This is a genomic window from Catenuloplanes nepalensis, assembly GCF_030811575.1.
Classification (GTDB): Bacteria; Actinomycetota; Actinomycetes; order Mycobacteriales; family Micromonosporaceae; genus Catenuloplanes; species Catenuloplanes nepalensis.
The window spans coordinates 5,809,213-5,832,546 of sequence record NZ_JAUSRA010000001.1 but is presented as its reverse complement, the minus strand read 5'-3'; the positions used below and the strand labels follow the sequence as shown (position 1 = coordinate 5,832,546).

Sequence of the window (23,334 nt, the reverse complement as noted above, 5' to 3'; positions counted from 1 at the left end):
TCCGGCGGGGTCACCTTCCGTATGCTCCCGCGGGCAACGGTCGGCCGCGGGCGGCCTCCCTGCGGGATTCGAGGGTGGTCGCGAGAAAAACCGTGGCGGGTCGGCGGCCGCGGCGGGGCGCGGTCCGGTTCGGCCGGCGGCCGTCGCGGGCAGCGGGCGCGGAAGGTGTGCACCGCGTGGCCGGCCGGCCCGCCCTCCCGCGGCGCCGGCAGCCCGCCCGGCCGCGGCAGCGTCGATGTCGGTGGTTCCGTGTCCGTGTCCGCTCATGGTGGTGACTCTGCCATCGGTGACCTACGTCCGTCCGGAAACGTTTGGCCGCCGGTGACGTCGGTTGGCTAGGGTCGGGTGATGATCACGGTACGGCGGGCGAACCCATCGGACGCGGCGGAACTGGTGCGGCTGCGAGCCGTGATGATCCGGGACGCGTTCGACGGCGAGGAGCCACCACCGGGGGAGTGGAGCGAGCTCGCGGAGCGGCAGTTCCGCGCCCGGCTCGCCGACTCGGCCGGGCTGCTGGCCGCGTTCGTGGTCGACCGGCCGGACGACCCGGAGCGGCTGGCCGCGTGCGCGGTCGGCAGCGTGGACACCCGGATCGCCAGCCCGAACTCGCTGACCGGCGAGTCCGGCTACATCTTCAACGTGGCGACCGACCCGGCGTACCGGCGGCGGGGCTTCTCGCGCGCCTGCATGGAGGACCTGATCGAGTGGTTCGCCAAGCGCGGCGTGGCGCGGGTGTCGCTGCACGCGTCGCCGAGCGGCGAACCCGGTTACCGCGCGCTGGGCTTCACCCCGCCCCGGCACACCGCGCTGCAACTCGACCTGTGGAACCGTTCGCCTCAGGACGGCTGAGCCAGGGCCGATCCGTGTGGCACGCCCGCCATGGACGGCGGGCGGGCCGACCACGGAAGGGCCGGACGATGAACCGCACCCCACGGGCCACCGGCCCGGGCATCGCCGGCGTCGCGCTGCTGCTGGCGCTCTCCGGCTGCAGCATGCTCGGCCTGACCACGGAGAGCACCACGACCGGCTCGGGCGACGCCGGGGCTGCCGCCGGCGACTGGACGACGCGCGTGCTCGACGGGCCGCGGGCCGCCAGCCCGACCCCGGGCGCGCCGATCAGCCCCACCCCGACCAGCGTGCTCACGCTTGATCCGCTGCCGTCGGCGTCGGTCAGCCCGCTCCCGCCGGAGTGCCGGGGCAACCTGCGGCCGAACGTGCTCAACGGTCTCACCGTCACACCCGGCGCCGGGCAGGCCAAGGTCACCTGGGTCAACGTGGGCGACCCGGCCGTGCAGTCGTACCGGCTGGCCGCGATCCCGCAGACGATCTACTACGGTGAGCAGGCACCGGCGAACTGGAAGGACGTCCCGGCCGGCGACGGCTGCAACACGATCACGCAGACCGTGACCGGGTTGAAGAAGGGCGAGCCGTATATCTTCTGGCTGGACGCGATCGTCAACTCGTACGAGTACGGCCAGGGCCGGGACGTCCAGATCGCCCGCTCCACGCCCATCATCATTCTGTGATCGGCGCGGCCACGGTAACGGTTCGGGTGCGCGGCACGCGGGCTCGAACCGAGTCTTGCGATCCCGCGTGTCTGGGTAACAGGGCCGTTGGCCGCGGAGGCGGGGCCTGGACCGGTGGCGGGCCCGCTGGCAAGGTGGGGGCCGGAGCACGTGAAGGGCTGGGGTGGTGACGATGGCAGCGGACGACGACTTCGGTGCGCTGTTGCGGGCGACTGCCCCGGACCGGCTCGTCGAGGCCGCCGACGAATACCTCCGGGAGTGGTACGGCGTCGAGCGCGTGGACGTGCTGGTCGCCGACTACCGCATCTCCGGGCTCTGGCCGGTGCTGGACGGCCACGACGACCCGGTCGGCGGCGTGCTGCGCGACCGCGGCGCCTCCGCCCGCTGCTTCGCCGGCCAGCAGCTGATCATGGAGGACGGCCGGGTGTTCCTGCCGCTCACGGTCTGGGGCGAGCGGGTCGGCGTGCTGGTGCTGGACGGCGACGACCTCGATCTGGACCGGCTCGCCGAGACCGCGGACGAGCTCGCGATCGCGATCCGCGCCGCGGACCGGGACACCGACCGTTACCGCCGGGCCCGCCGCCGCGAGCGGCTCACCATGGCCGCGGAGATGCAGTGGGACCTGCTGCCCGGCCGCAGCCTCAGCCACCCGCGCTTCGAGCTGGCCGGGCAGCTGGAGCCGGCCTACCAGGTGGCCGGCGACCACTTCGACTGGGCGGTCACCGACGAGAAACTGACGATCACGGTCCTCAACGGGTACGGCGGGGGCCTGGCCGCGTCCGCGCTGGCCGGGCTCGCGGTCAACGCGATGCGCAACGCGCGCCGGTCCGGCGGCGACATCGTCGAGCAGGCCGAGCTGGCCTCCGACACGATCTTCGCGCACCACGGCGGCGGGAAGCACGTGTCCACGCTGCTGCTGGAGGCCGACCTGAGCAGCGGCCGGGTCTCGGCCGTCGACGCCGGCTCACCGCGCGCTTTCCGGATCCGCGGCCCGCAGCTCTCCCCGGTCACGCTCGACCAGCAGCTCCCGCTCGGCATGTTCGGCGAGGCGCGATACTCCGTGCAGGCCTTCATGCTGGAGCCCGGCGACCGGCTCTTCATCGTCAGCGACGGCGTGCACGCGGCCGCGCCCGGCGAGCGCGAGCCGTTCGGTGAGGCATCGATGCTGGGCGCGGTGCGTGCCACCCGGCTGCAACCGCCGGCCGAGGCGGTCGGCTCCGTGATGCGCGGACTGCAGGACTACCACGACGACGCGGACCCGGACGACGACGCCGTGATCGTCTGCCTTGATTGGCACGGTACGGACTGATTCGCTTTCACCGGGTTGAATCTGCCGGACGTGGGTATGCGCTCCGGTTATGAGAAGCGTGTCTGACTTGGCCGTCGCCGTCGAGGCGGCCGTAGGGCCGCTGCTCGACGTGCTGGACTCCGCCCGGGACGACCCGCGGCTGCCCGTCTCGGCCACCCAGTTCCGGGTGCTGACCATCCTCGCCCGGCGCCCCGGCCTCAACCTCGGCGGTCTCGCCGAGGCGCTGGACGTGGTGCCGTCCTCGGCCAGCCGCCTCTGCGACCGGCTCGCCGCGACCGGCCTGATCACCCGTGCCCCCGACCGGCACGACCGGCGCGAGGTGCACCTGACGCTCACCTCGACGGCGGTCACCCTGCTGGAGGACCTGCGGCAACGCCGGGTGGTGGCGATATCGGCGGTGCTGACCAAGATGCCGGCCGGCTCCCGGCGGGCGCTGCTGCGCTCGCTGACCGCGTTCGCCCTGGCCTCCGAGGGCATGATGGCCGAGGCCGCCAAGGCCGTGGAGGCGATCCCCCAGGACCCCGCACCATCCTCAGCGGACGGCCTCGGCGCCGCATAGAGCTCACCGCCGCCAGCCGGCGGTTTCGGTGTCGGGCGGGATCCGCGTCGTCGTCAGCCGGTGGGTTCGGCGTGGTGCAGGAAGTCGCCGAGGTCTCGGGCCGGCTCCCAGCCCTGGGCCCGCGCCCGGTCGATGTCCAGGACCAGGCCGTAGGCCAGCTGTTCCACCGCGTAGCGGGTGACCCCGCCCGCCCGCAGCGCCGCCGCGGCCAGCGCGACCGGCACCGGGACCTCCCGCACCCGCACACCGGGCAACACCCGCGCGATCGTCTCGTTCCGCGGGTAGGGGGCCGCATCCGCGATGTTGTACGGCCCGGCCGGCCACGCATACGCACGCAGGCACGCATCCGCCAGGTTCTCCACCGCGGTGAGGCTCAGCAGCGTGTCCGGCCCGGGCAGCCGGATCACGCCGCGCCGGACCGCGCGCCGCAGCCGCGGCAGCAGATGCGGGTCACCGTGCCCGTAGACCGCCCGTGGCCGCAGCACCACGGCGCCCGCGGACAGCGCCAGACGCTCCCCGGCCGCCTTCGTCCGGCCGTAGGCGGTGCGCTGCCCGTCCACCGGATGATCCTCGGTGACCACGCCGTCGTGCGCCCGATAGACGCTGCCGCTGCTCACCCACACCACCGGCCGCCCGCCGGCCGCGTCCAGCAGCCGCCGCGCGCCCTCCACGTTGATCGCGTGAAACGCCCGCTCAGCCAGCCGCCCGGACGCCGGATCACCGACCGCGGCCGCGAGGTGAACGACGACGTCCGCACCGCTCAGGTCGGGCGGGCCGGCCGCCGCGTCCCACCGCACGTGCCGGGTCCCCTCGGGCCCGGGTCGCCGCCCGAGGCAGACCACGTCGGCGCCGAGCGCCCGCGCCCCTCGTGCCACATACCCGCCGCAGAACCCGCTGGCCCCGGTCACCGCCACCCGCACCCCCGGCCCGATCACGCGCCCGTTCCGCTGGGCTCGCCCGTCCCGCCGGGTTCGGTTGGTCCGCCGGGTCCGGGCGTTCCGCCGGGTCCGGGCCTTCCGCCGGGTCCGGGCCTTCCGCTGGCTTCGGTAGGTCGGCCGGGTTGGGTTGGTCCGCTTGGTTTGCCGGGCCGATCCGGGTTGCCGGGTCCGGTCGGGCTGCTTGGTCCGGTCGGGCTGCCGGGTCCGGTCGGGCTGCTGGTCGCGGCCGGGGTGGTGGCTTCGACAGTGAGGAGGCGCCAGCCGGGGAGCGCGGCGCGGCGGTCGGGCCGGGCGGTGACGACCGCGGGGCGCAGCGGGGCGAGCGCCGCGAGCACGTCGCGCATCTGGGCGCGGGCCAGGGCGGCGCCGGGGCAGGCGTGCGGCCCGGTACCGAAGACCAGCTGCGCCACGTGCGGCGGCGCCGGATCCGCCGGGTTCGGGTCGCGATGATGGGCGCCGGTGGCGTGCCGGGTGACCAGGATCAGGCGATCGCCGTGCGCCACGGGACACCCGCCGATCACGCCGTCACCGCCCGCGGCCCGGGGCAGCAGCGGCGTCGGCACGACGACCCGCAGCAGCTCCGCGACCAGCGCGTCCAGCCGTTCCCCGCCGGCCTCGGCGTGCTCCCACAGCCGGTCGTCGGCACACCACGCCACCGCCCGCGGAATCGCCGCGATCGTGGTGTTGATCGCCGCCACCGCCAGCATCGCGGCCAGCCCGGCCGCCGTCGCTGGCCCGGTGCCCGTCGCTGGCCCGGCCGCCGTCGCTGGCCCGGCCGCCGTCGCTGGCCCGGCCGCCGTCGCTGGCCCGGCCGCCGTCGCTGGCCCGGCATCCGTGTCCGGCCCGGCACCCATGTCCGGCTCGATTCCTTTGACCCGGGGCGCCTCGGCGAGCAGTGCGGTGAGTCGTCTCGCCGTGGTCGCCGGATCGTGGCCGCGCCGGGCCGGCAGGCGGAGGCCCGGCAGGTGGGCGCGCGCCGCCGCCGCGGCCGCGTCGCGGGCGGCCCGGGACAGTTCGCGCGGGTCGGCGTCGATGCCGAGCAGCGCCGCCGCCGTGCTGCCGGCCAGCTCCGCGGTCAGGTCGACGAGGTCGACCCGGCCGCCGTCGTGCAGCGCGCCGAGACGACGGTTCAGCACGCCCTGCCAGACCGGCCGCAGCCGCTCCACGCCCGCGCTGCTCAACCGCGCCGCCAGGTCGCGCCGCGCGTTCCGGTGCGCCGCGCCCTCCTGATCGAAGAGCAGGTCCGCGTCGGCCAGGTCGCGGGCGATCGCCCCGGTCGTGCCGTCCGCCTGCCGATCGAGCGGCACTCGCGTCATCGCCTCGATGAACTCGTCGGTCCCGTTGATCAGCAGCGTCCCGCCCAACCGGGTGACCGGACGCCGCCGCATCGCTGCCAGCAGCGCGAACAGCACCGGATGCCCGCTGCGATACACCCGCCGATCCCGCGCCCGCGCGGTCATCGGCGCTGCCGGGGGATGGTGGAGAGCGTGCGGGCGGCCAGGGCGGAGGCGGCGGCACGGTCGGGTTTGCGGGAGCGGCCGGAGACCGGGACCGGCGCGAAGACCAGGTGGTCCGGGCGGGCCTCGCCCATCCGGGCGAGCGGCCCGCGCAGCGCGCCCCGGACCGCCGTCTCGGATGCCCCCGGCTCAAGCTCGACGACCGCGGCCACCGTCTCGTCCTCGTCGTCCGCCGGTACCCCGACGATCAGCGCCAGCGCCACGCCCGGTACGTGCAGCGACGGTTCGTACAGGCCGGGGTAGATGTTCTCGGCCGCGCGCAGGATCATGTCCTTGGCCCGCCCGGAGAGGATCACCCGGCCGGCCTCCAGCCGCGCGAGGTCGCCGGTGGAGACCCAGTCGTGCGGCGGCTGACCGAGATAGCGGTGACACATCTGCGGCGCCCGCAGCTCCAGCACGCCACCAGCGTCCCGGCGCGCGGAGACCCCCGGCAGCAGCGCGCCGAGAAGATCACCGCCGGAGCCGGAGCCAGAGGCGAAGGCGATCTTCTCGCGTGACTCGACGGCCGCGGCCGGGAAGACCTCGGTCAGCGCGTAGACGCCCCACGCCTCGTCCGCGCCCGACTGCCGCACCCGGGAGAGCAACGCCGCCGACACCGGCGCGGAGCCGCTGTAGACGCGCCCGGTGAAGCGCGTGCCCGCGTCGAGCGCCGCCCGCAACTCCGGCGGCGTCAGGTAGGTGGCCTGCGGTTTCAGCCGCGCGAGTTGCCGGGCCAGCGCGGCGGGCCGGCCCGCGGGCATGGCGACCGGTGCACCCTCGGCCAGCGCGGGCGCGAGCACGAAGAACGTGCCGCCGGCGACCGGCGCGCCCGGGACCGGCCGGACCAGCTCGGTGACCGCGCGCATGCCGGCGTCCAGGCTGGCTCGCCCGTGCACGACCGCGCGCGGGCTGCTGGTGGTGCCGGACGTGAACACGATGACCGCGTCGCCGTCCCCGTCGTGGACCGGCGGCGGCGTACCGCCGGACGGGATCTCCAGCGAGGGCGCGGCGCCGGGCCAGCGGCGGCCGAGCGTGACGACCGGTGCCAGGTCGCCGAGCGTGGGCAGCGCGAGCTGGGCGCGGCGGGCCAGCGGTGCGGCCCAGGACGCGAGCGCCTGCGCCGCGCCGTCCGCCACGATCAGCGCGGGCGCGGCGAGCCGGAGGCGGGCGAGCAGCACGTCCGGGCCGGCGGCCGGGTCCAGGATCGCGGTGCACACGCCGAGCCGGTGCGCGGCCAGCATCAGCGCGAGCGCGGCCGGGCCGGGGATGACCGCGACGCCGAGCGTGTCGCCGGCGCGCAGGCCTCGGTGGTGCAGCGCCCGCGCGTACCCCTCGGCCAGGTCGTGAAGGTCTCCGCGCGTGGCGCGGACGCGGGGCCGGCCGGTGAGCGTGGCGCCGAGCACGGCCGGGCGGTCGCTGTCGCGGGCGAGCGCGGTGCGCAGCCGGTCGAGCATCAGGCCTTCTCCCAGACCATGGTCATCATGCTGACGCCGCCGCCGAGGCCGACGAGCAGTATTCGGTCGCCGGAGCGGAGGCCGGGGAAGACCCGCGTCAGCTGCACGCCGAGACTGGCGCTCGCCAGGTTTCCCAGCGACGGCAGCGTGGGCACCAGCTTCGACTCGGGCACACCGGTGATCTCCACGAACCGGGCGAGGTACGGCCCGGTGACCTGGTGGACGAGCACGTGCCGGTAGTCGTCCCAGTCCAGGCCGGTGCGGGCGGCGACGCGCTCGATGATGCCGGCGCCGATCTTCTCGAAGACCGCGCGCAGCGTGTGCCCCTCGCCGCTGAAGTAGGTGTGCTCGTCGCCGCGCGGCAGCCGCGATCCGCCGCCGGGAATCCCGCCGACCCGCCAGTGCTCCGAGTGCGTCTCCGTGTCGATGTCCAGGATGCCGCCGCTGCCGACCGGCTCGACCAGCACCGCGGCGCCGCCGTCGCCGAACGTGTATCCGGCGAACGCGTCCCGGACCGCCTGCATGCCGCCGGTGAGCGTGGTGCGCATCGCGCGGGTCGGCGTCTCGCCGGTGACGACCAGCACGCGCCCGGCCCGCCCCGCGATGATCAGCGACCGGGCCAGGTCGATGCCGTTGATGAAGCTGTTGCACGCGTTGGTCACGTCGAGCGCGTGCGCGCGCGAGCCGAGTTCGGCCTGCACGACGTGCGCGGTGGCCGGCTCGGCCATGTCCCGGCTGGCGGACGCGAAGAGCAGCACGTCGACGTCGAGCGGGTCCAGGCCGGCGTCGTCGAGCACGCGCCGGGCGGCCGCGACCGCGAGCGTGGACGCGTACTCGTCGCCGGCCGCGATCCGGCGTCGCCGCACGCCGGTGAGCTGCTCGAACATGCCGTCCGGCAGGCGCAGGCCACTGGCGTCGGCGACCTGCCGCTGCAGGTCGGCGGTCTCCACCTCGCGCTCCGGGAGCGCGGAGGCCGCGGCCGTGATGCCCACCCGAGTCATGATCATGCGCCGTAGCCTCTCGCAGCCCGCCCCTCCCGTGATGAGTAGGGGCACTCAAATATCCACTGCGGGGCCGGAGCGTGAAACCGGGGATCAGACAGATCGAGGCGCCGTCCGGAGGACCGGACGACGCCTCAGGTGCAGCTCAGAGGCGGTGGCGAATGCGATTCAGTTCGGCGACCGAGCGGGCCGAGAACGGGCAGCCGGTGGCCGCGTGCGGCGCGTCACCCTCCGCGGTCTCGCTGACCGAGCCGAGACCCCACTCGCCCAGGTGCGTCTCCAGGCCGGTGAGCACGCCGTCGGTGGGCAGCCCGGCCGCGATGCACGCGTCCAGGTAGGGACCGATCAGCCAGGGCCAGACCACACCCTGGTGGTACGCCGCGTCCCGCACGATCCGGTTGCCCCGGTGCGTGCCCATGTAGCCGAACTCGCCGGGTGCGAGCGACCGGATGCCCATCGGCGTGAGCAGCGCGGGCCCGGCCGCGTTGATCGGCCGGGACTCGGCCTCGCCACGCAGCGGCGCGTGCGGAAGGCTGAACGCGAGCAGCTGGTTGGGCCGCAGACAGGCGTCGTCGTGCGCGGTGCCGCCGAGCGGATAGGACGCGGGCGGCGCGTCGACCACGTCGTAGAGCCAGCCCTCCTCCGCGACGAACCGCTGCTGGAACGAGGCCAGCGCGGTCTCGTGCGCCTTGGTGAGGTCCGGGTTCTCCCGGCCGGCCGCGCGGAGTAGCCCGGTCAGGCCGGCCAGCGCGTTGACCCAGAGCGCGTTCACCTCGACCGGCTTGCCGGTGCGCGGCGTGACCGCGACGCCGTTGAGTCGCGCGTTCATCCAGGTCAGCGCGTTGCGCTCGGAGTCGTGCCGGAGCAGGCCGTCGCTTTCGCTGACCGCCAGCACCGGCGCATGCCGCTGCGCCGGCGTTATCGGCGAGAGCGCCTGGGTCGGTGTCTGGAGCATCGCGGCCAGCGCGGACCGCGCGGCCTCCGGCCTCTGCTCCCGCGGGGCCGGGCGGGTGGCCGGGCCGAGGCCGACGTGCCGGAGCAGCAGGTCGGTGAGCGGGTCGACGAGCGCGGCCGCGAGGTCGGTGTCGCCGAGCCGGGTCACGTGCCGCTCGACCGCGTGGACCAGCCAGAGCGGCCCGTCCACCGGGTCGTGCAGCAGCCCGGCGTCGGCCGCCTCGACCGCGGCGGCGACGCGGGCCTGGAGCAGCGCCGCGCCCTCGGAGCCGCGGCCGGTGTCCAGGAACAGCCCCTCGTACGCCGTCATGGTGTCGCCGAGGTAGGCGTTGAACCACGGGTAGCCGGCGATCACGTCCGGGCCGCTCGCGGTGTCCACGATGAACGCGTCCGCGGCGAGCGCGAGCGTGGCGGCGGTGGAGTCGCCCGGGTCCGCGCCGGTGACCAGCTTGTGCGCGCGGTCGTGGGCGGCCGCGACTATGGTGGCGGCCGGCGGCGGGCGCTCGCCGAGGTCACCGGCCCAGGCCGACACCTCCAGCGCCTGACCGACCTCCAGCGTGGCGGTGAACGAGCCGGCGTGCCACAGGTCCTCGACCGGGTTCAGCCCGCGCTCCGCCTCGGCGCGCGCGAACGCGTCCAGATGCCACTGGCCCGAGGCCGTCCATCCGGGACCGGCCAACCGGTACGCGTTCTCGATCACCACGCCGTCCGCGACCGTCTCGGCCCGCAGCTGCGCGCCGTCGGCGCGGCGCTCGCCGTGCGCGTCGCGCCAGGTGCACATCGCGGCCAGCGACAATGTCACCGGTCCGGGTGCGGAGATCAGGCGGTGCACCACGCCGAGCGACGGCTGGCCGTGCGCCATCGCCAGCTCGCGCTCCAGCACCACGTCGCCGATCCGCCACCGCCAGCGCGGCAGCCCGTCGGCGAGCTCGAACAGCTCCAGGTAGGCGTGGCCGTTCGGCGCGACCGCACCGGACGCCCACTCGTGCGTGTAGAGCTGCACCGGGGCGCCGGAGGGGAGCGTCACGGTGGCGTCCAGCGCGGCGAGTGCGACGTGCCGTTCGGTGAGCGCGGTGTCGGCCACCGCGAGCAATGCGTGGTACCGCCGGGTGCGCAGGCCGGAGATCGTGCCCATGGCGTAACCCCCGACGCCGTCGGGCACCAGCCATTCGCGGGACGCGCCGGCTCCCTCCGACAGGGAGGCGCACACCTGGGGACCGAAGATCAGCGGTGCGTTCAACAGCACGAGCCCTCTGTGATCGATTAAGTCGCGACATGACCCATCAGGGTCTACACCAAGAGGTGGAGACCTGATGACGGCAGGCGATGGGCCTGACGTTAGCAGCTTCTGAGCAAGATTTTGTCCTCGGTCCATGAGGAACTTCAGCCGTACGCCGGGCGAGATCCACTCGTTGCAACCGGGTGGATTAACGCGGTGACTCTCGGGGCATAAGCGCCTCGCCCTTCGGCACGCGCGCACACGCGGACCGGGGGTACGGGTGTCCGGAATCACCGTCGCGTGGCGTCGCGGCGGTGCGGGTCCGATCCGGCGAGGATGGGTACGCGGGCGTCCGCGACGGCGAGGGGGAGCAACACACATGCAGACATGGCCAGGACGTCGTTATCCCCTGGGTGCCACGTACGACGGCACCGGCACCAACTTCGCGATCTTCTCCGAGGTCGCGGAGTCCGTGGAGCTGTGCCTGTTCGACGAGTGGGACATCGGGGCGGAGCAGCGGATCGAGCTGCAGGAGGTGGACGCGTTCGTCTGGCACGCCTACCTGCCGGGCGTGCAGCCGGGCCAGCGGTACGGGTACCGCGTCTACGGGCCGTACGACCCGTCGGGCAACGGCGCCCGGTGCAACCCGCACAAGCTGCTGCTCGACCCGTACGCGAAGGCGGTCGACGGCGACGTGCAGTGGCACCCGGCGCTCTACGGCTACCAGATGGACGACCCGAGCCGGATGTCGGAGATCAACTCGGCGCCGTACATGCCCAAGGGCGTGGTGGTGAACCCGTACTTCGACTGGGGCAACGACCGGCCGCCGCGCACGCCGTACCACCACTCGGTGATCTACGAGGCGCACGTGAAGGGCCTGACCAAGAAGCACCCGGACATCCCGGCGGAGCTGCGCGGCACGTACGCCGGCATCGCGCACCCGGCCATGATCGACCACCTGCAGAAACTCGGCATCACCGCGATCGAGCTGATGCCGGTGCACCAGTTCGTGCACGACCACCGGCTGAACGACCTCGGACTGCGCAACTACTGGGGCTACAACACGATCAGCTTCTTCGCCCCGTACCACGGATATTCCGCTCTGGGTTATCTCGGTCAGCAGGTGCAGGAGTTCCGCGGCATGGTCAAGGCGCTGCACAGCGCCGGCATCGAGGTCATCCTGGACGTGGTCTACAACCACACCGCGGAGGGCAACCACCTCGGCCCGACCATGTCCATGAAGGGCGTGGACAACGCGGCCTACTACCGGCTCTCCGAGGAGGACCGGCAGTACTACGTCGACTTCACCGGCACCGGCAACAGCATGAACATGCGCGGCCCGCAGACGCTCCAACTGATCATGGACTCGCTGCGCTACTGGGTGCAGGAGATGCACGTCGACGGCTTCCGCTTCGACCTGGCGGCCACGCTGGCCCGCGAGTTCTACGAGGTGGACCGGCTCTCCACGTTCTTCGAGGTGGTCCAGCAGGACCCGGTGATCAGCCAGGTCAAGCTGATCGCGGAGCCGTGGGACGTCGGCCCGGGCGGCTACCAGGTGGGCAACTTCCCGCCGGTGTGGACCGAGTGGAACGGCAAGTTCCGGGACACCGCGCGGGACTTCTGGCGCGGCGAGCCGGCCACGCTGGCCGAGTTCGCGTCCCGGCTCACCGGCTCGGCCGACCTCTACCAGGACGACGGCCGCCGCCCGTTCCACAGCATCAACTTCGTCACCTGCCACGACGGGTTCACGCTGAACGACCTGGTGTCGTACAACGACAAGCACAACGAGGCGAACGGCGAGGACAACCGGGACGGCGAGAGCCACAACCGGTCGTGGAACTCCGGCGTGGAGGGCCCGACCGACGACCCGGCGGTGCTGGAGACGCGGGCGAAGCAGCGGCGCAACTTCATGGCCACGCTGATGCTGTCGCAGGGCGTGCCGATGATCGGGCACGGTGACGAACTGGGCCGCACGCAGCACGGCAACAACAACGCCTACTGCCAGGACAGCGAGATCGCCTGGATCGACTGGGACAACGTCGACGAGCAGATGCTCGACTTCACCCGTACCCTCGTCGCCTTCCGCAAGAAGCACCAGGTCTTCCGGCGCCGGCGGTTCTTCACCGGCCTGCCGGTCGGCGGGCGCGGCAGCGGCGAGGCGCTGCAGGACCTGGCCTGGTTCACGCCGGACGGGCGCGAGATGAACGACGGCGACTGGGGCAACGACTTCGGCCGGGCGGTCGCGCTGTTCGTCAACGGCGACGGGATCAAGGAGCGCGGCCAGTACGGGCAGCGGCACCAGGACCAGTCGTTCCTGCTGTGCTTCAACGCGCACGACGCGCCCCTGGAATTCACGCTTCCGCCCGCCGACTACGGGCAGAAGTGGGAGAAGGTCATAGAGACCGCCGAGCCGTCACCCGACAACCCCGTCGTCGCCGAGGCCGGCGGCACGTTCTGGGTGCCGGATCGTTCAATCGTCGTGCTGGACAGGACGGTCTGACATGAAAACGCCCGCAGCCACGTACCGGGTCCAGGTCCGCCCGGGCTTCGACCTCTCCGCCACCGCAGACATCGCCGGTTACCTCGCCGATCTCGGGGTCACGCACTGCTACACCGCGCCGCTGCTGGCCGCCGTGCCCGGCTCCGCGCACGGGTACGACGTCGCCGACCACACCCGGGTCAACCCGGAGCTGGGTGGCGAGGAGGGCCGGCGGCGACTCGTCGACGCGCTGCGCGAGGCCGGCCTCGGGCTGGTCGTCGACATCGTCCCGAACCACGCCGGGATCGCCGACCCGCCCAGCAACCCGGCCTGGTGGGACGTGCTCAGGCTGGGCCGCGACTCGCCGTACGCGACCTGGTTCGACATCGACTGGACCCGGGGCCGCCTGGTCGTCCCGGTGCTGGCCGACAACGGGGAGCCGCTTTCCGACCTGGAGTTCAAGGACGGCGACCTGCACTACTTCGAGCATCGCTTCCCGGTCGCGCCGGGCACCGGCGAGGGTACGCCGCAGGAGATCCACGACCGGCAGCACTACGAGCTGGTCGACTGGCGGCGCGGCGACACCGACCTGAACTACCGGCGGTTCTTCGCGATCACCACGCTGGCCGGGCTGCGTGTGGAGGAGCCGGCCGTCTTCGACGCCACGCACGCGGAGATCCTCCGCTGGTACAACGACGGCGAGCTGGACGGCATCCGGGTCGACCACCCGGACGGCCTGCGCGATCCGGCCGACTACCTGCGCCGCCTGCGCCGGGCCGCGCCGGACGCGTGGATCGTGATCGAGAAGATCCTGGAGACCGGCGAGAAGCTGCCGGACTGGCCGATCGCGGGCACCACCGGGTACGACGCGATGCGCGAGGTCTGCGGCCTGTTCATCGACCCGGCCGCCGCGCCCGTGTTCTCCGGCCTGGACCACCACCTGACCGGCAAGCGCGTCTCCTGGGCGGAGCTCACCCACGCCACCAAGTACGCGGCGGCGACCCGCATGCTGGCCGCGGAGCTGAACCGGCTGACCCGGCTCGCCTCCGAGGTGGCCGGTGCCCGGGAGGGACTGGCCGAGCTGGCCGCGGACTTCCCGGTCTACCGCTCCTACCTGCCGGACGGCGCCCGGCACCTGGCCAAGGCGCGCTCCGAGGCCGGCCGCCGACGCCCCGGCATGGGCCGCGGGCTGGACGCGCTCACTGCGCGGCTGCGCAACCCGGTGGACGAGCTGGCCGTGCGGTTCCAGCAGTTCACCGGCGCGGTGATGGCCAAGGGCGTGGAGGACACCGCGTACTACCGGTGGACCCGGTTCATCGCGCTGAACGAGGTCGGCGGCGATCCGGACCGGTTCGGCGTGCGGCCGTCGGAGTTCCACGCGGCCGCCGAGGCCCGCGCGCCGGAGAGCATGACGTCGCTCTCCACGCACGACACCAAGCGCTCCGAGGACGTACGGGCACGCCTGGCCGTGCTGTCCGAGGTGCCGCGCGAGTGGGCCGCGGCGGCGACGCGGTGGACCGAGGCGTCCGGGTTCGGCGACCCGGCGCTCGCGCACCTGCTGTGGCAGACCGCGGTCGGCGCCTGGCCGATCGAGCGGGAACGGCTCAAGGCGTACGCGGAGAAAGCCGCGCGCGAATCTGGAACTTCCACGAGCTGGACCGATCCGAACACCGATTTCGAACGCGCACTCGCGAATCTGGTCGACCGGGTCTACGACGATTCCGAACTCCGCGGGGAGATCTCCGAGTTCGCCGAATCGATCACATTCTCCGGATGGGTCAACTCGCTCGGCCAGAAGGTCGTGCAGCTGGCGATGCCCGGGATTCCCGACGTTTATCAGGGCACCGAGCTGTGGGACCACTCACTCGTCGATCCGGACAATCGCCGGCCCGTCGACTTCACGGCCCGGCGCGAGATGCTGGAACGCATCGACGGCGGTGAGCTGCCCGGGATCGACCTCTCCGGAGCCGCGAAACTGCTGGTCACCAGCCGTACACTGCGGGCTCGCCGGGACCGCCCCGAGCTGTTCACCGACTACACGCCGCTGGAGGTCGAGGGCCCGGCCGCCGGGCACGCGATCGCGTTCGACCGCGGTGGGGCATGCGTCGTCGCGACGCGGCTCCCGATGGGACTCGCACGTCAAGGTGGCTGGGGTGAAACATCACTGAAACTTCCGGACCGTGAATACATCGATTCGTTCACGGGTCGCGACTACAGTGGTTCTCGGCTGACGCTCGCCGAGGTGCTGGACACATATCCCGTGGCTCTCCTGATCAGGCGCGGATAAGCGGCCGGAAAGCGTGTTGATTCGATGACGAATTTCGCCGTGTGGGCCCCCGACTCCCGCGTCCGGCTCCGCCTCGGTGACGGCGACGTCCGCCAGATGAAGCGCTCCGAGGACGGCTGGTGGCAGCTCGAGGTGCCGGAGGCCGGCCCCGGCACCGACTACACCTACCTTCTCGGCGACAACGACGACCAGCCGCTCCCCGACCCACGTTCCGGTTGGCAGCCGGGCGGCGTGCACGCGCCCAGCCGGGTCTACGACCACGCCGCGTTCGGCTGGACCGACACCGGCTGGACCGGGCGGCAGCTGCCCGGCAGCATCCTCTACGAGCTGCACGTCGGCACGTTCACGCCGGAGGGCACGTTCGACGCCGCGATCGCCCGCCTCGACCACCTGGTCGAGCTGGGCGTCGACATGATCGAGCTGCTGCCGGTCGCCGCGTTCAACGGCGACTACAACTGGGGTTACGACGGAGTCTGCTGGTTCGCGCCGCAGGAGAGTTACGGCGGGCCGGACGGGCTGAAGCGCCTGGTCGACGCCGCCCATGCGCGCGGGCTGGGGGTGGTCCTCGACGTCGTCTACAACCATTTCGGCCCGTCCGGGGCATACGCGCCGATGTTCGCTCCCTACCTGCTGGAGGGCACGCAGACGCCCTGGGGCAGCTCGGTCAACATCGACGGCCCGCGCTCCGGCGAGGTCCGCCGCTACATCATCGACAGCGTGCTGATGTGGCTGCGCGACTACCACGTCGACGGCCTGCGGCTGGACGCGGTGCACGCGCTGGACGACCGCGGCGCCGTGCACCTGCTGGAGGAGATGGCCACGGAGGTGGAGGCGCTCTCCACCCACCTGGGCCGGCCGCTGTCGCTGATCGCCGAGTCCGACCTCAACGACCCGCGGCTGATCACGCCGCGGGAGGCCGGGGGTTACGGGCTGCACGCGCAGTGGGACGACGACGTGCACCACGCGCTGCACACGCTGCTCACCGGCGAGCGCCAGGGCTACTACGCGGACTTCGGCTCGCTGGACTGCCTGGCCACCGTGCTCACCGGCGCGTTCTTCCACGCGGGCACGTTCTCCAGCTTCCGGCAGCGGCGGCACGGGCGGCAGATCGACCGCTCGCTCGTGCCGGGGCACCGGTTCGTCGCCTACCTCCAGAACCACGACCAGATCGGCAACCGGGCGATCGGCGACCGGCTGTCCAGCACGCTCTCCCCGGGGCTGCTCAAGGTCGGCGCGACGCTGCTGCTCACCTCGCCGTACACGCCGATGCTCTTCATGGGTGAGGAGTGGGCCGCGACGGCGCCCTGGCAATATTTCACCAGCCACCCGGAGCCGGAGCTGGCGCTGGCGGTGAAGAACGGGCGGCGGCGCGAGTTCGCCAGTCACGGCTGGGCGGAGAACGACGTCCCGGACCCGCAGGACCCGGAGACGTTCCAGCGCTCCAAGCTCGACTGGGCCGAGCCGGGCAAGCCCGCGCACGCGGCCATGCTGGAGATCTACCGCAAGCTGATCGCGCTGCGGAAGTCGCGGGCCGACCTGTCCGAGCCGCGGCTCGACCGGGTGCAGGTGTGGCACGGCAACCGATATGTCGTGATGCGCCGCGGCGACTGCGTGATCGCGGCGAACCTGGCGCCGGTCGCGCAGCGGATCAGCCTGCGGGGCGTGCCACGGGCCGTGCTGCTGGCGACCGAGCCGGGCACGATCCTCACCCGCGACGTGGTCGAGCTGCCCGCGGAGAGCGCGGTCGTGGTCTCGCTGTAACACTCCCGCACGACAGAACGGCCGCCCGGAGATTCGGGCGGCCGTTCTCTTCTCGCACACCTACCGCGGCCCTGCCGAGCCCACGCCGTTCACGTCGCCCCGCGCCCCGCGCGTCTTGCGTTTCCGCGCGCCCTTCGGGTCCCGCGCGTTCCGCGCGTGGTCTGGAAGGTCGTGATCCAGGTGTTCCCCACGTCGTTCTAACAACGTCGGGAACACCTGGATCATGGAAGCCTGATCGCCTGATCGGCGATCAGCGTGATGCCATCACCTGGACCGTGCTGTTCGCCGGGCCGTCGTCGTCCGAGCCGGAGGCCGGCTCGTCCTTCTGGCTGGCGCCGACCACCGCGACCACGCGTGGCACGACGGCCGCGCGACCGGCCACCACCGCACCCGGCGCGGTCACCGCGGCCCGCGCGGAGACGGTCGGCGCGGCGGCCGCCGGCTCCATGCTCTCACCCGCGGTGCGCGGCACCGGAATGCCCGGCACCGCGATGCCCGGCGCCGTGCGCAGCGGCACCCGGGCGATGCCCATCACCGGCAGCGAGGCCGGCGCGAGCGCGGCCGCGTCCTCCGGCGAGGCGTCCTCGGTGCGCGACGCGGCCGCCTCGATCTCGGCCTGCGCGGCCGCGACGACCGCGCTCGCCTCGATCTCCCACTCGACGGTCGCGTCCAGATCGGCGGTCGTGGCGGCCACGACCTCGGCACCGTCCGGGGCCTCCGCCTTCGCCGTCTCCGCGACGGCCGCGTTCTCCGCGGCCACGACGCCGTCCGAGTCGCCCGTGCTGGAAGCGGCCGGATCGGTCTCGACGACCTCCGTGATGTCCACGGTCTCCGTGACGTCCGTGGTGGACGACGACAGCGCGGCCGAGATCGCGGTCAGGTCGCTCGTCGCCTCGACGTCCTCGCCGGCCCGCGCCGCGTCCACGGTGGCCGCGGTCGCCGCGGCGGTGAGCGCGGTCAGATCCGTGGTCGCCTCGATGTCCTCGGCCACCACCGGCTGCGCAGCCGGCAGCACGGTCTCCACCGTCTCCACGGTCTTGACCGGCGCGGCCGGGATCACCATGCGACGGATCCGGCCGTCGCCGCCCGGCCTCGGCAGCCGCACCGCGCCGACCTTGGCCAGCATCGCCGCGAGACCCTTCGGCGCGGCGGCCTCCGCGGCGGCCAGCGACGCCTTCAGCTCCGCCTCCGTCGCCTCCTGCGCCAGGCTGGTCTTGGCGGCGGACGCGGTCGCGGCCACCTCCCACGCGCGGCGCTCGACCCGGGTCGCCTCCTGATACGCCGACGACAACCGCTCCTGCGCCAAGCGCAGCAGCGACCGCTCGTGCTCCACCGGGGACAGGCTCGGCGACCACTCGCCCTCGAACGACAGCACGGCGCTGAGCTGGTCGTAGCGGATCTCTCCACGATGGAACGCGCGGGTGGCGGACCGCCGCAGATGCCGGCGACGCTCCTCCAGCTCGTCCGCGGTCGGCTCCGCACTGGACTGCTCGATCTCGTCCACGACGGACGGGAACATCGACGCCTTGTTCGCCCGCTCGGCGGCCTCGGTCGCGACCTGCAGCGCGCGCCAGGCGGACTGCTGGATGCGCTCGGCCGCCTCCCACTCGATGCGGCAGCGGGCCGCGGTCTGCTCCGCGCGCAGCGCCGCGGTGGCGACCTCGTACGCGTACCGCTGGAGTTCGTCGAGCGTCGACACCCGTGTCTCGCCGGGCAGCGGCTTGGAGACCACGGCCTCGGTCGGGACGCCGGCCCGCGCCGCGACGGCGCGCGCGGCACGCAGGCGCTGGCGGTGCCGGCGGCGGTGACGCCGGTACTCGCGTTGTTCCGCGACCGCGTCCCGGTCTCGGCTGAGCAGGGACAGGCCGAAGAGCGCGAGCATCGCGAAGGCGAAGAAGGCCAGCCAGGTCAGCGAGGCCGTACGACCGAGGCCGAGGACCTCGTCGATGTTGGCCTGCTGGAAGAAGCCGTCCATAGCATGAACCTCATCAGTGAGGAATGGCACGGGAGCCCGGGGGAGACCGGGAAGACAGGGTGGCATCACCGCGCGGCGGCGACACGATCATGTGCGAGTGCGGGGCTGATCACGCGGGGTGACCTCAGTGAGGGGTCAGGCCGGGCATAACGGGGGTGCCCGGTCGCCGCGCGGCCCGTCGGGGGCGGTGCGGGCGGCGGTTCCGCGACACTCCGGAAGCGTGACCAGCAGCAGCGCCGCGACCGCGAGCAGCGGTAGCGGGCCCGGCAGCGCCGGTTGCCGGTCGGCCGGTAGCGGTGCCTGGACGACGTCGACGGCGGAGCTCGCCGGGGTGATCCCGGTCGTTTCGGCTCCGGCCGGCACCAGGTCGATGCCGCCCACCGGAGCGGTGGCGACGACCCGCGGGGCCGGGGATGCATCCGAGGTGCTGGATGGCCATCCGCCGGTGAAGGCGAGCACGAAGATCGCGAACGCCCCGGCCAGACGCAGCGTGCGCCGGGTCACCCACGTGAGGTGTCCGGAGCGGATGGCAACTGGCACGAAACAAAGGTACCGCCGGTCGGCACCTCGCGCAGACTTCGTGACCGCCGGGGTGACGACCAGCACTCCCGCGTGTTGCTCTTGGCGCCCCGCTGACCTGCTGATAAGGGGCCAAAATTCACAAGCATGATCAAAAACCTTCGCGGGTACGGGGAGAGCGTGACGGTATACGGCATCCACAACTCGCACGAGCAGATCGGCCCCGCCGCTCTCCTCGACTTCGTGACCAGGGCGGAGTCCGCCGGTTTCGCGGCGGCCATGTCCTCCGACCACTTCTCGCCGTGGAGCACCCGCCAGGGGCAGTCCGCGTTCGCCTGGACGTGGCTCGGAGCCGCGATGCAGGCCACCTCGCTGCCGTTCGGCATCGTGAACGCGCCCGGCCAGCGCTACCACCCGGCGATCATCGCGCAGGCGATCGGCACGCTCGGTGCGATGTACCCGGGCCGGTTCTGGGCCGCGCTCGGCACCGGCGAGGCCAGCAACGAGCACATCACCGGCGACCCGTGGCCGCGCAAGGACGTGCGCTCGGCCCGGCTGCGCGAGTGCGTGGACGTGATCCGCGCGCTGCTGGCCGGTGAGGAGGTGAGCCACGACGGCCTGGTGAAGGTCGACCGGGCACGGCTGTGGTCCCGCCCGGAGATCACGCCGCAGCTGGTCGGCGCCGCGGTGAGCGTGGAGACCGCGCGCTGGTGCGCCGAGTGGGCGGACGGGCTGATCACCGTGAACGCGCCGCACGAGCACCTGCGCCGCATGATCGCCGCGTACCGGGAGGCCGGCGGCCGCGGGAAGCTGCACCTCCAGGTGCACCTCTCCTGGGACCCGTCGCTGGAGAAGGCCGAGGCGATCGCGCTCGACCAATGGCGCAGCAACGTCTTCAAGCCGCCGGTCTGCTGGGACCTGGACACCGCGGAGGCGTTCGACGTCGTCTCCGAGAAGGTCGGCATCGATCAGGTTCGCGAGGTCGTCAACGTCTCCGCGGACACAAACGTTCACCTCGAGCAGATCCGGGGGTACGCGGAACTGGGCTTCGACGAGATCTACCTGCATCACGTGGGGCAGGACCTGCGCGAGTTCATCGATACGTTCGGCGCGAAGGTGCTGCCTCAGCTCGATTAGTCGCCTTTGCGACTTGGGATTCACCGGTATGGGGCTACTTGGCGATATGCCCCGATGTGTCGGTTGCATGGGGCTTTCCCACGGGTTAGGAATACCGGGCGCAACGACGCGATCTCACCCCGCGTCTTTCTCCCCAGCTACTCCGCCCCCGTACGAAGGAATCGCCGATGCGCCCCTCCGACTCACCCGCCGGCGCCCCGGCCACCGACCCGGCCGGGGTGCCGCCACCCCGCCGGATCGGCGGCGCCTACGCGCTGCAGGAGGAGATCGGCGGCGGCGCCACCGGCACGGTCTGGCGCGCACTCGAGTCCTCCACCGGCGAACAGGTCGCGATCAAGCTGCTCCGCGACGACCTGGCCGGCGAGCCGAAGATCGTGATGCGCTTCGTGCAGGAGCGCGCGATCCTGCGCATGCTCCGCCACCCGCACATCGTGCCGGTCCGCGAACTGCTCACCGTCGGCTCGTCGCTCGGCCTGGTGATGGACCTCATCCCGGGCGGCAGCCTGCGCCGGCGGCTCCGCGCGGCCGGCACGCTCCCGCCCGCCGAGGCCGCGGTCATCCTCGGCCAGACCGCGGCCGCGCTCAGCCACGCACACCGCCGCGGCGTCGTGCACCGCGACCTCAAGCCGGACAACATCCTGCTAACCCGGCCCGGCGAGACCGACCCGACGGTCCGCCTCACCGACTTCGGCGTGGCCCGGGTGCTGCACGGCTCCCGGCTCACCACGACCGGCGCGGTGATCGGCACGGCCGGCTACCTCGCCCCCGAGGTGATCGCGGGCGGCCGTCCGATGCCCGCGGCCGACGTCTACGCGCTCGGCATCGTGCTGTTCGAGCTGCTGCTGGGCCGGCCACCGTTCGCGGGCGTGAACCCCTACGCCTCGCTCCAGGGCTTCACGGTCCCGCGCCCGGCGTCCGCGCCACCATCGGCCTGGCAGATCATCGAATCCTGCCTCGCCTCCGACCCTACCCACCGTCCGACCGCGGCCGAGCTCATCGATCGCTTCCGCGCCCTCGCCGACGCCACCGCCGGCCTCCCCGCCCTCGACCCCCTCCACGAGCCGTTCACCGACGGCCTCCCCATCCTGCCCCGCCAGAACCCCACCCCCGCTCCACCCGGCCAGGACGCCGACCTCGCGGCTTTGTCTGGTCAGGGCGCCGGGCTTGCGGCTCTGCCCGGCTCGGATGTGGCGGCAGCGCCGGGCGGGGGGAGCGCGATCCCGGCTGTGGCGGGATCGGGGACCGCGCCCGGCAGCGGGACGGATGCCACGGCGGCCGATCGAGCCGACGGCGCGACGCCGCCGGGTGAAGCCGATATCCCCGTGCAGGCCGGCCAGTCCGGCCGGCCGGACACGCAATCGCCGGTGATCACGCCTGCCTCCGTTCCGCCCGCGAAGCAGACACACCCATCCGGCCCGGACGGAGAAGCCGGCCCGGAACACTCCGCCGCCGGTGACCGCTCCGATGCGAATACCGGCGCCGGTGGGCGGGGTGGCGACACCGGCGACCGCGCCGACGCGAAGGCCGGCGGCAGTGCCGGGAGCGGTGAGCGGGGTAACGACGCTGGTGACCGCGCCGATGCGCAAGCCGCCGGCAGTGCCGGTGCGGGCGGTGACGGGCGGAGCCGGGTGCGTGGGCGGCGGCGAAGCAAGGTGGCCGAGCCGGGCGGGATGCTGCGGCGGCGAGTGGCGACGCCGCTGGCCGGGCTGGCCGCGATCGCCGTGATGGGCGGTGCGGTTGCGCTCGCGATCCGGCACAACGCCGCGGAGCATCACGCGTCGGCGGTGCCACAGGTGTCCACGACCGCACCGAGCCCGCTCGCGGCGCCGGAGCGCAGCCCGGTCCCGGCCGTGCACGCCCCGAAACCGCAGCCGGCCGCGGTCAGCCCGCAACCCACGCCGACCGGTGCGCCGACCAGCGTGCCGGCCCGGCCGGTCGCACGCACTACCGCGCCGGCCGCCGCCACCAGCGCGGCCGCCACGCCGGAGGCGGTCAGTTATACCTGGGGCCCGACGCGCTGCGACTCCGTGATGCAATGGGCGACCACCCGGCCCGCCGTGATCCAGACCTGTTACGCGCTCGGCCCGGCCGTCCGGCTCAGCGGCGTGATCTCCGCGCTCCCGGGTGCGTCCGCCGTCGTCTCGCTGCACCTGGTGGAGGAGTCGTCCGGCCGTACCGTGGCGGGTCCTTTCACCTGCCCGAAGGTCACCTTCACGCGGGAGGACATCCAGCACGCCTGCGGCGGGTTCGAGACGACCGTGACGCGCGGCCGCCGCTACGCGGTGGTCCAGACGTGGCGCTCCACCTCGGAGCGCCAGGGCCCGCTCGCCCCCGGCACCGCCCGGACCCAGTTCTTCACCGTCCCCGGCTGAGCCCGGCAGAGGCCGTCGGCTGAGCCCGGCAGAGGCCGCCGGCTGAGCCCGGCAGAGGCCGCCGGCTGAGCCCGGCAGAGGCCGCCGGTTGGGCGCGGTGTAGGTCCGGCGGCTGGGCGCGGCGCAGGCACAGGCCGCCGCCGGCGCGAAGATACCGGCCGCGACGACACCTCCGCGCACCTCGTGCTGCGATCATGAGGATCCCTCCACGCGAAAGGATCATTGAGTGATACACCAGGTAGATCAGCTCCGCCGGTTGAGCTATCTGGTGTATCACTCAATGATCCTTTCGGCGGCTTCCGTGCATGACTCGGCGAATGATCCAGCCCGAAGCGCCGACAAAGGGCG

The 23,334-nt window shown here is 73.2% G+C and carries 16 protein-coding genes; 9 read left to right on the top strand and 7 right to left on the bottom strand.

Features of this window, described 5'->3' with window-relative positions:
• Positions 1-348 precede the first annotated feature (348 nt).
• The 4 genes from J2S43_RS24860 to J2S43_RS24845 all read left to right on the top strand — a co-directional run bounded on the left by J2S43_RS24860 (position 349) and on the right by J2S43_RS24845 (position 3,394).
• Positions 349-849: a GNAT family N-acetyltransferase gene (locus tag J2S43_RS24860; protein ID WP_306833119.1), complete on the top strand. Its 501-nt coding sequence runs from the start codon at positions 349-351 to the stop codon at positions 847-849.
• 68 nt (positions 850-917) lie between these two features.
• The gene (locus J2S43_RS24855) at positions 918-1,526 is read left to right on the top strand and encodes a hypothetical protein (RefSeq protein WP_306833117.1); all 609 of its coding nucleotides are present in this window, start codon (positions 918-920) and stop codon (positions 1,524-1,526) included.
• Between the two features lie 172 nt (positions 1,527-1,698).
• Positions 1,699-2,835 (top strand): PP2C family protein-serine/threonine phosphatase, encoded by a 1,137-nt coding sequence (locus J2S43_RS24850; RefSeq protein ID WP_306833116.1) that lies wholly within the window; start codon positions 1,699-1,701, stop codon positions 2,833-2,835.
• 49 nt (positions 2,836-2,884) lie between these two features.
• Positions 2,885-3,394 carry a MarR family transcriptional regulator gene (locus J2S43_RS24845; protein ID WP_306833114.1) on the top strand — a complete coding sequence of 170 codons (510 nt, stop codon included), beginning with the start codon at positions 2,885-2,887 and terminating at the stop codon, positions 3,392-3,394.
• Between the two features lie 53 nt (positions 3,395-3,447).
• Here the strand turns inward: J2S43_RS24845 and J2S43_RS24840 are convergent, their stop codons facing one another.
• From J2S43_RS24840 to J2S43_RS24820, 5 genes are all read right to left on the bottom strand, one after another.
• On the bottom strand, positions 3,448-4,329 hold the full coding sequence (locus J2S43_RS24840) for an NAD-dependent epimerase/dehydratase family protein (RefSeq protein ID WP_306833112.1): 882 nt from the start codon (positions 4,327-4,329) through the stop codon (positions 3,448-3,450).
• Positions 4,326-5,792: a cytochrome P450 gene (locus J2S43_RS24835; protein ID WP_306833110.1), complete on the bottom strand. Its 1,467-nt coding sequence runs from the start codon at positions 5,790-5,792 to the stop codon at positions 4,326-4,328. Before J2S43_RS24835 ends, J2S43_RS24840 begins: the two co-directional genes overlap by 4 nt.
• Complete coding sequence (locus tag J2S43_RS24830; protein WP_306833108.1) at positions 5,789-7,282, bottom strand: AMP-binding protein; 1,494 nt, start codon at positions 7,280-7,282, stop codon at positions 5,789-5,791. The genes J2S43_RS24835 and J2S43_RS24830 overlap by 4 nt, the downstream gene beginning before the upstream one ends.
• Positions 7,282-8,289, bottom strand: coding sequence for a 3-oxoacyl-ACP synthase III family protein (locus J2S43_RS24825; protein ID WP_306833106.1), 1,008 nt, complete (start codon positions 8,287-8,289; stop codon positions 7,282-7,284). Before J2S43_RS24825 ends, J2S43_RS24830 begins: the two co-directional genes overlap by 1 nt.
• A 139-nt stretch (positions 8,290-8,428) precedes the next feature.
• Positions 8,429-10,483, bottom strand: a complete 2,055-nt coding sequence (locus tag J2S43_RS24820) for an amylo-alpha-1,6-glucosidase (protein WP_306833105.1) — start codon at positions 10,481-10,483, stop codon at positions 8,429-8,431.
• Positions 10,484-10,835: 352 nt separating this feature from the next.
• Between J2S43_RS24820 and glgX the strand changes: the two genes are divergently transcribed.
• Genes glgX through treZ form a run of 3 tightly spaced genes read left to right on the top strand, consistent with a single transcriptional unit; the run spans position 10,836 to position 16,983 of the window.
• Positions 10,836-12,956, top strand: a complete 2,121-nt coding sequence (gene glgX / locus J2S43_RS24815; protein WP_306833103.1) for a glycogen debranching protein GlgX — start codon at positions 10,836-10,838, stop codon at positions 12,954-12,956.
• 1 nt (position 12,957) lies between these two features.
• Entirely contained in the window at positions 12,958-15,222 is a 2,265-nt protein-coding gene (treY, locus tag J2S43_RS24810) for a malto-oligosyltrehalose synthase (protein ID WP_306833101.1), read from the top strand.
• Between the two features lie 24 nt (positions 15,223-15,246).
• Complete coding sequence (gene treZ, locus J2S43_RS24805) at positions 15,247-16,983, top strand: malto-oligosyltrehalose trehalohydrolase (protein WP_306833099.1); 1,737 nt, start codon at positions 15,247-15,249, stop codon at positions 16,981-16,983.
• Between the two features lie 250 nt (positions 16,984-17,233).
• Here treZ and J2S43_RS24800 read toward each other — a convergent pair whose 3' ends face one another.
• Together J2S43_RS24800 and J2S43_RS24795 are read right to left on the bottom strand one after the other, a co-directional pair.
• The gene (locus J2S43_RS24800; RefSeq protein ID WP_306833097.1) at positions 17,234-18,958 is read right to left on the bottom strand and encodes a hypothetical protein; all 1,725 of its coding nucleotides are present in this window, start codon (positions 18,956-18,958) and stop codon (positions 17,234-17,236) included.
• A gap of 135 nt (positions 18,959-19,093) precedes the next feature.
• A complete protein-coding gene (locus J2S43_RS24795; RefSeq protein ID WP_306833094.1) occupies positions 19,094-19,498 on the bottom strand; it encodes a hypothetical protein in 405 nt (134 codons plus the stop codon).
• A 159-nt stretch (positions 19,499-19,657) separates the two neighbouring features.
• Here J2S43_RS24795 and J2S43_RS24790 point away from each other — a divergent pair, with 159 nt between their 5' ends.
• Together J2S43_RS24790 and J2S43_RS24785 are read left to right on the top strand one after the other, a co-directional pair.
• Positions 19,658-20,614 carry a TIGR03885 family FMN-dependent LLM class oxidoreductase gene (locus tag J2S43_RS24790; protein WP_306839422.1) on the top strand — a complete coding sequence of 319 codons (957 nt, stop codon included), beginning with the start codon at positions 19,658-19,660 and terminating at the stop codon, positions 20,612-20,614.
• 167 nt (positions 20,615-20,781) lie between these two features.
• Positions 20,782-22,986: a serine/threonine-protein kinase gene (locus J2S43_RS24785; RefSeq protein ID WP_306833093.1), complete on the top strand. Its 2,205-nt coding sequence runs from the start codon at positions 20,782-20,784 to the stop codon at positions 22,984-22,986.
• Positions 22,987-23,334: the final 348 nt, after the last annotated feature.

Bases quoted from the DNA above. Each gene is read 5' to 3' on its own strand.
- J2S43_RS24860 (WP_306833119.1), top strand. From the start codon at position 349: ATGATCACGGTACGGCGGGCGAACCCATCGGACGCGGCGGAACTGGTG.
- J2S43_RS24830 (WP_306833108.1), bottom strand. From the start codon at position 7,282: ATGCTCGACCGGCTGCGCACCGCGCTCGCCCGCGACAGCGACCGCCCG.
- J2S43_RS24835 (WP_306833110.1), bottom strand. From the start codon at position 5,792: ATGACCGCGCGGGCGCGGGATCGGCGGGTGTATCGCAGCGGGCATCCG.
- glgX (WP_306833103.1), top strand. From the start codon at position 10,836: ATGCAGACATGGCCAGGACGTCGTTATCCCCTGGGTGCCACGTACGAC.
- J2S43_RS24800 (WP_306833097.1), bottom strand. From the start codon at position 18,958: ATGGACGGCTTCTTCCAGCAGGCCAACATCGACGAGGTCCTCGGCCTC.
- J2S43_RS24850 (WP_306833116.1), top strand. From the start codon at position 1,699: ATGGCAGCGGACGACGACTTCGGTGCGCTGTTGCGGGCGACTGCCCCG.
- J2S43_RS24825 (WP_306833106.1), bottom strand. From the start codon at position 8,289: ATGATCATGACTCGGGTGGGCATCACGGCCGCGGCCTCCGCGCTCCCG.
- J2S43_RS24855 (WP_306833117.1), top strand. From the start codon at position 918: ATGAACCGCACCCCACGGGCCACCGGCCCGGGCATCGCCGGCGTCGCG.
- J2S43_RS24785 (WP_306833093.1), top strand. From the start codon at position 20,782: ATGCGCCCCTCCGACTCACCCGCCGGCGCCCCGGCCACCGACCCGGCC.
- J2S43_RS24845 (WP_306833114.1), top strand. From the start codon at position 2,885: ATGAGAAGCGTGTCTGACTTGGCCGTCGCCGTCGAGGCGGCCGTAGGG.
- treZ (WP_306833099.1), top strand. From the start codon at position 15,247: ATGACGAATTTCGCCGTGTGGGCCCCCGACTCCCGCGTCCGGCTCCGC.
- treY (WP_306833101.1), top strand. From the start codon at position 12,958: ATGAAAACGCCCGCAGCCACGTACCGGGTCCAGGTCCGCCCGGGCTTC.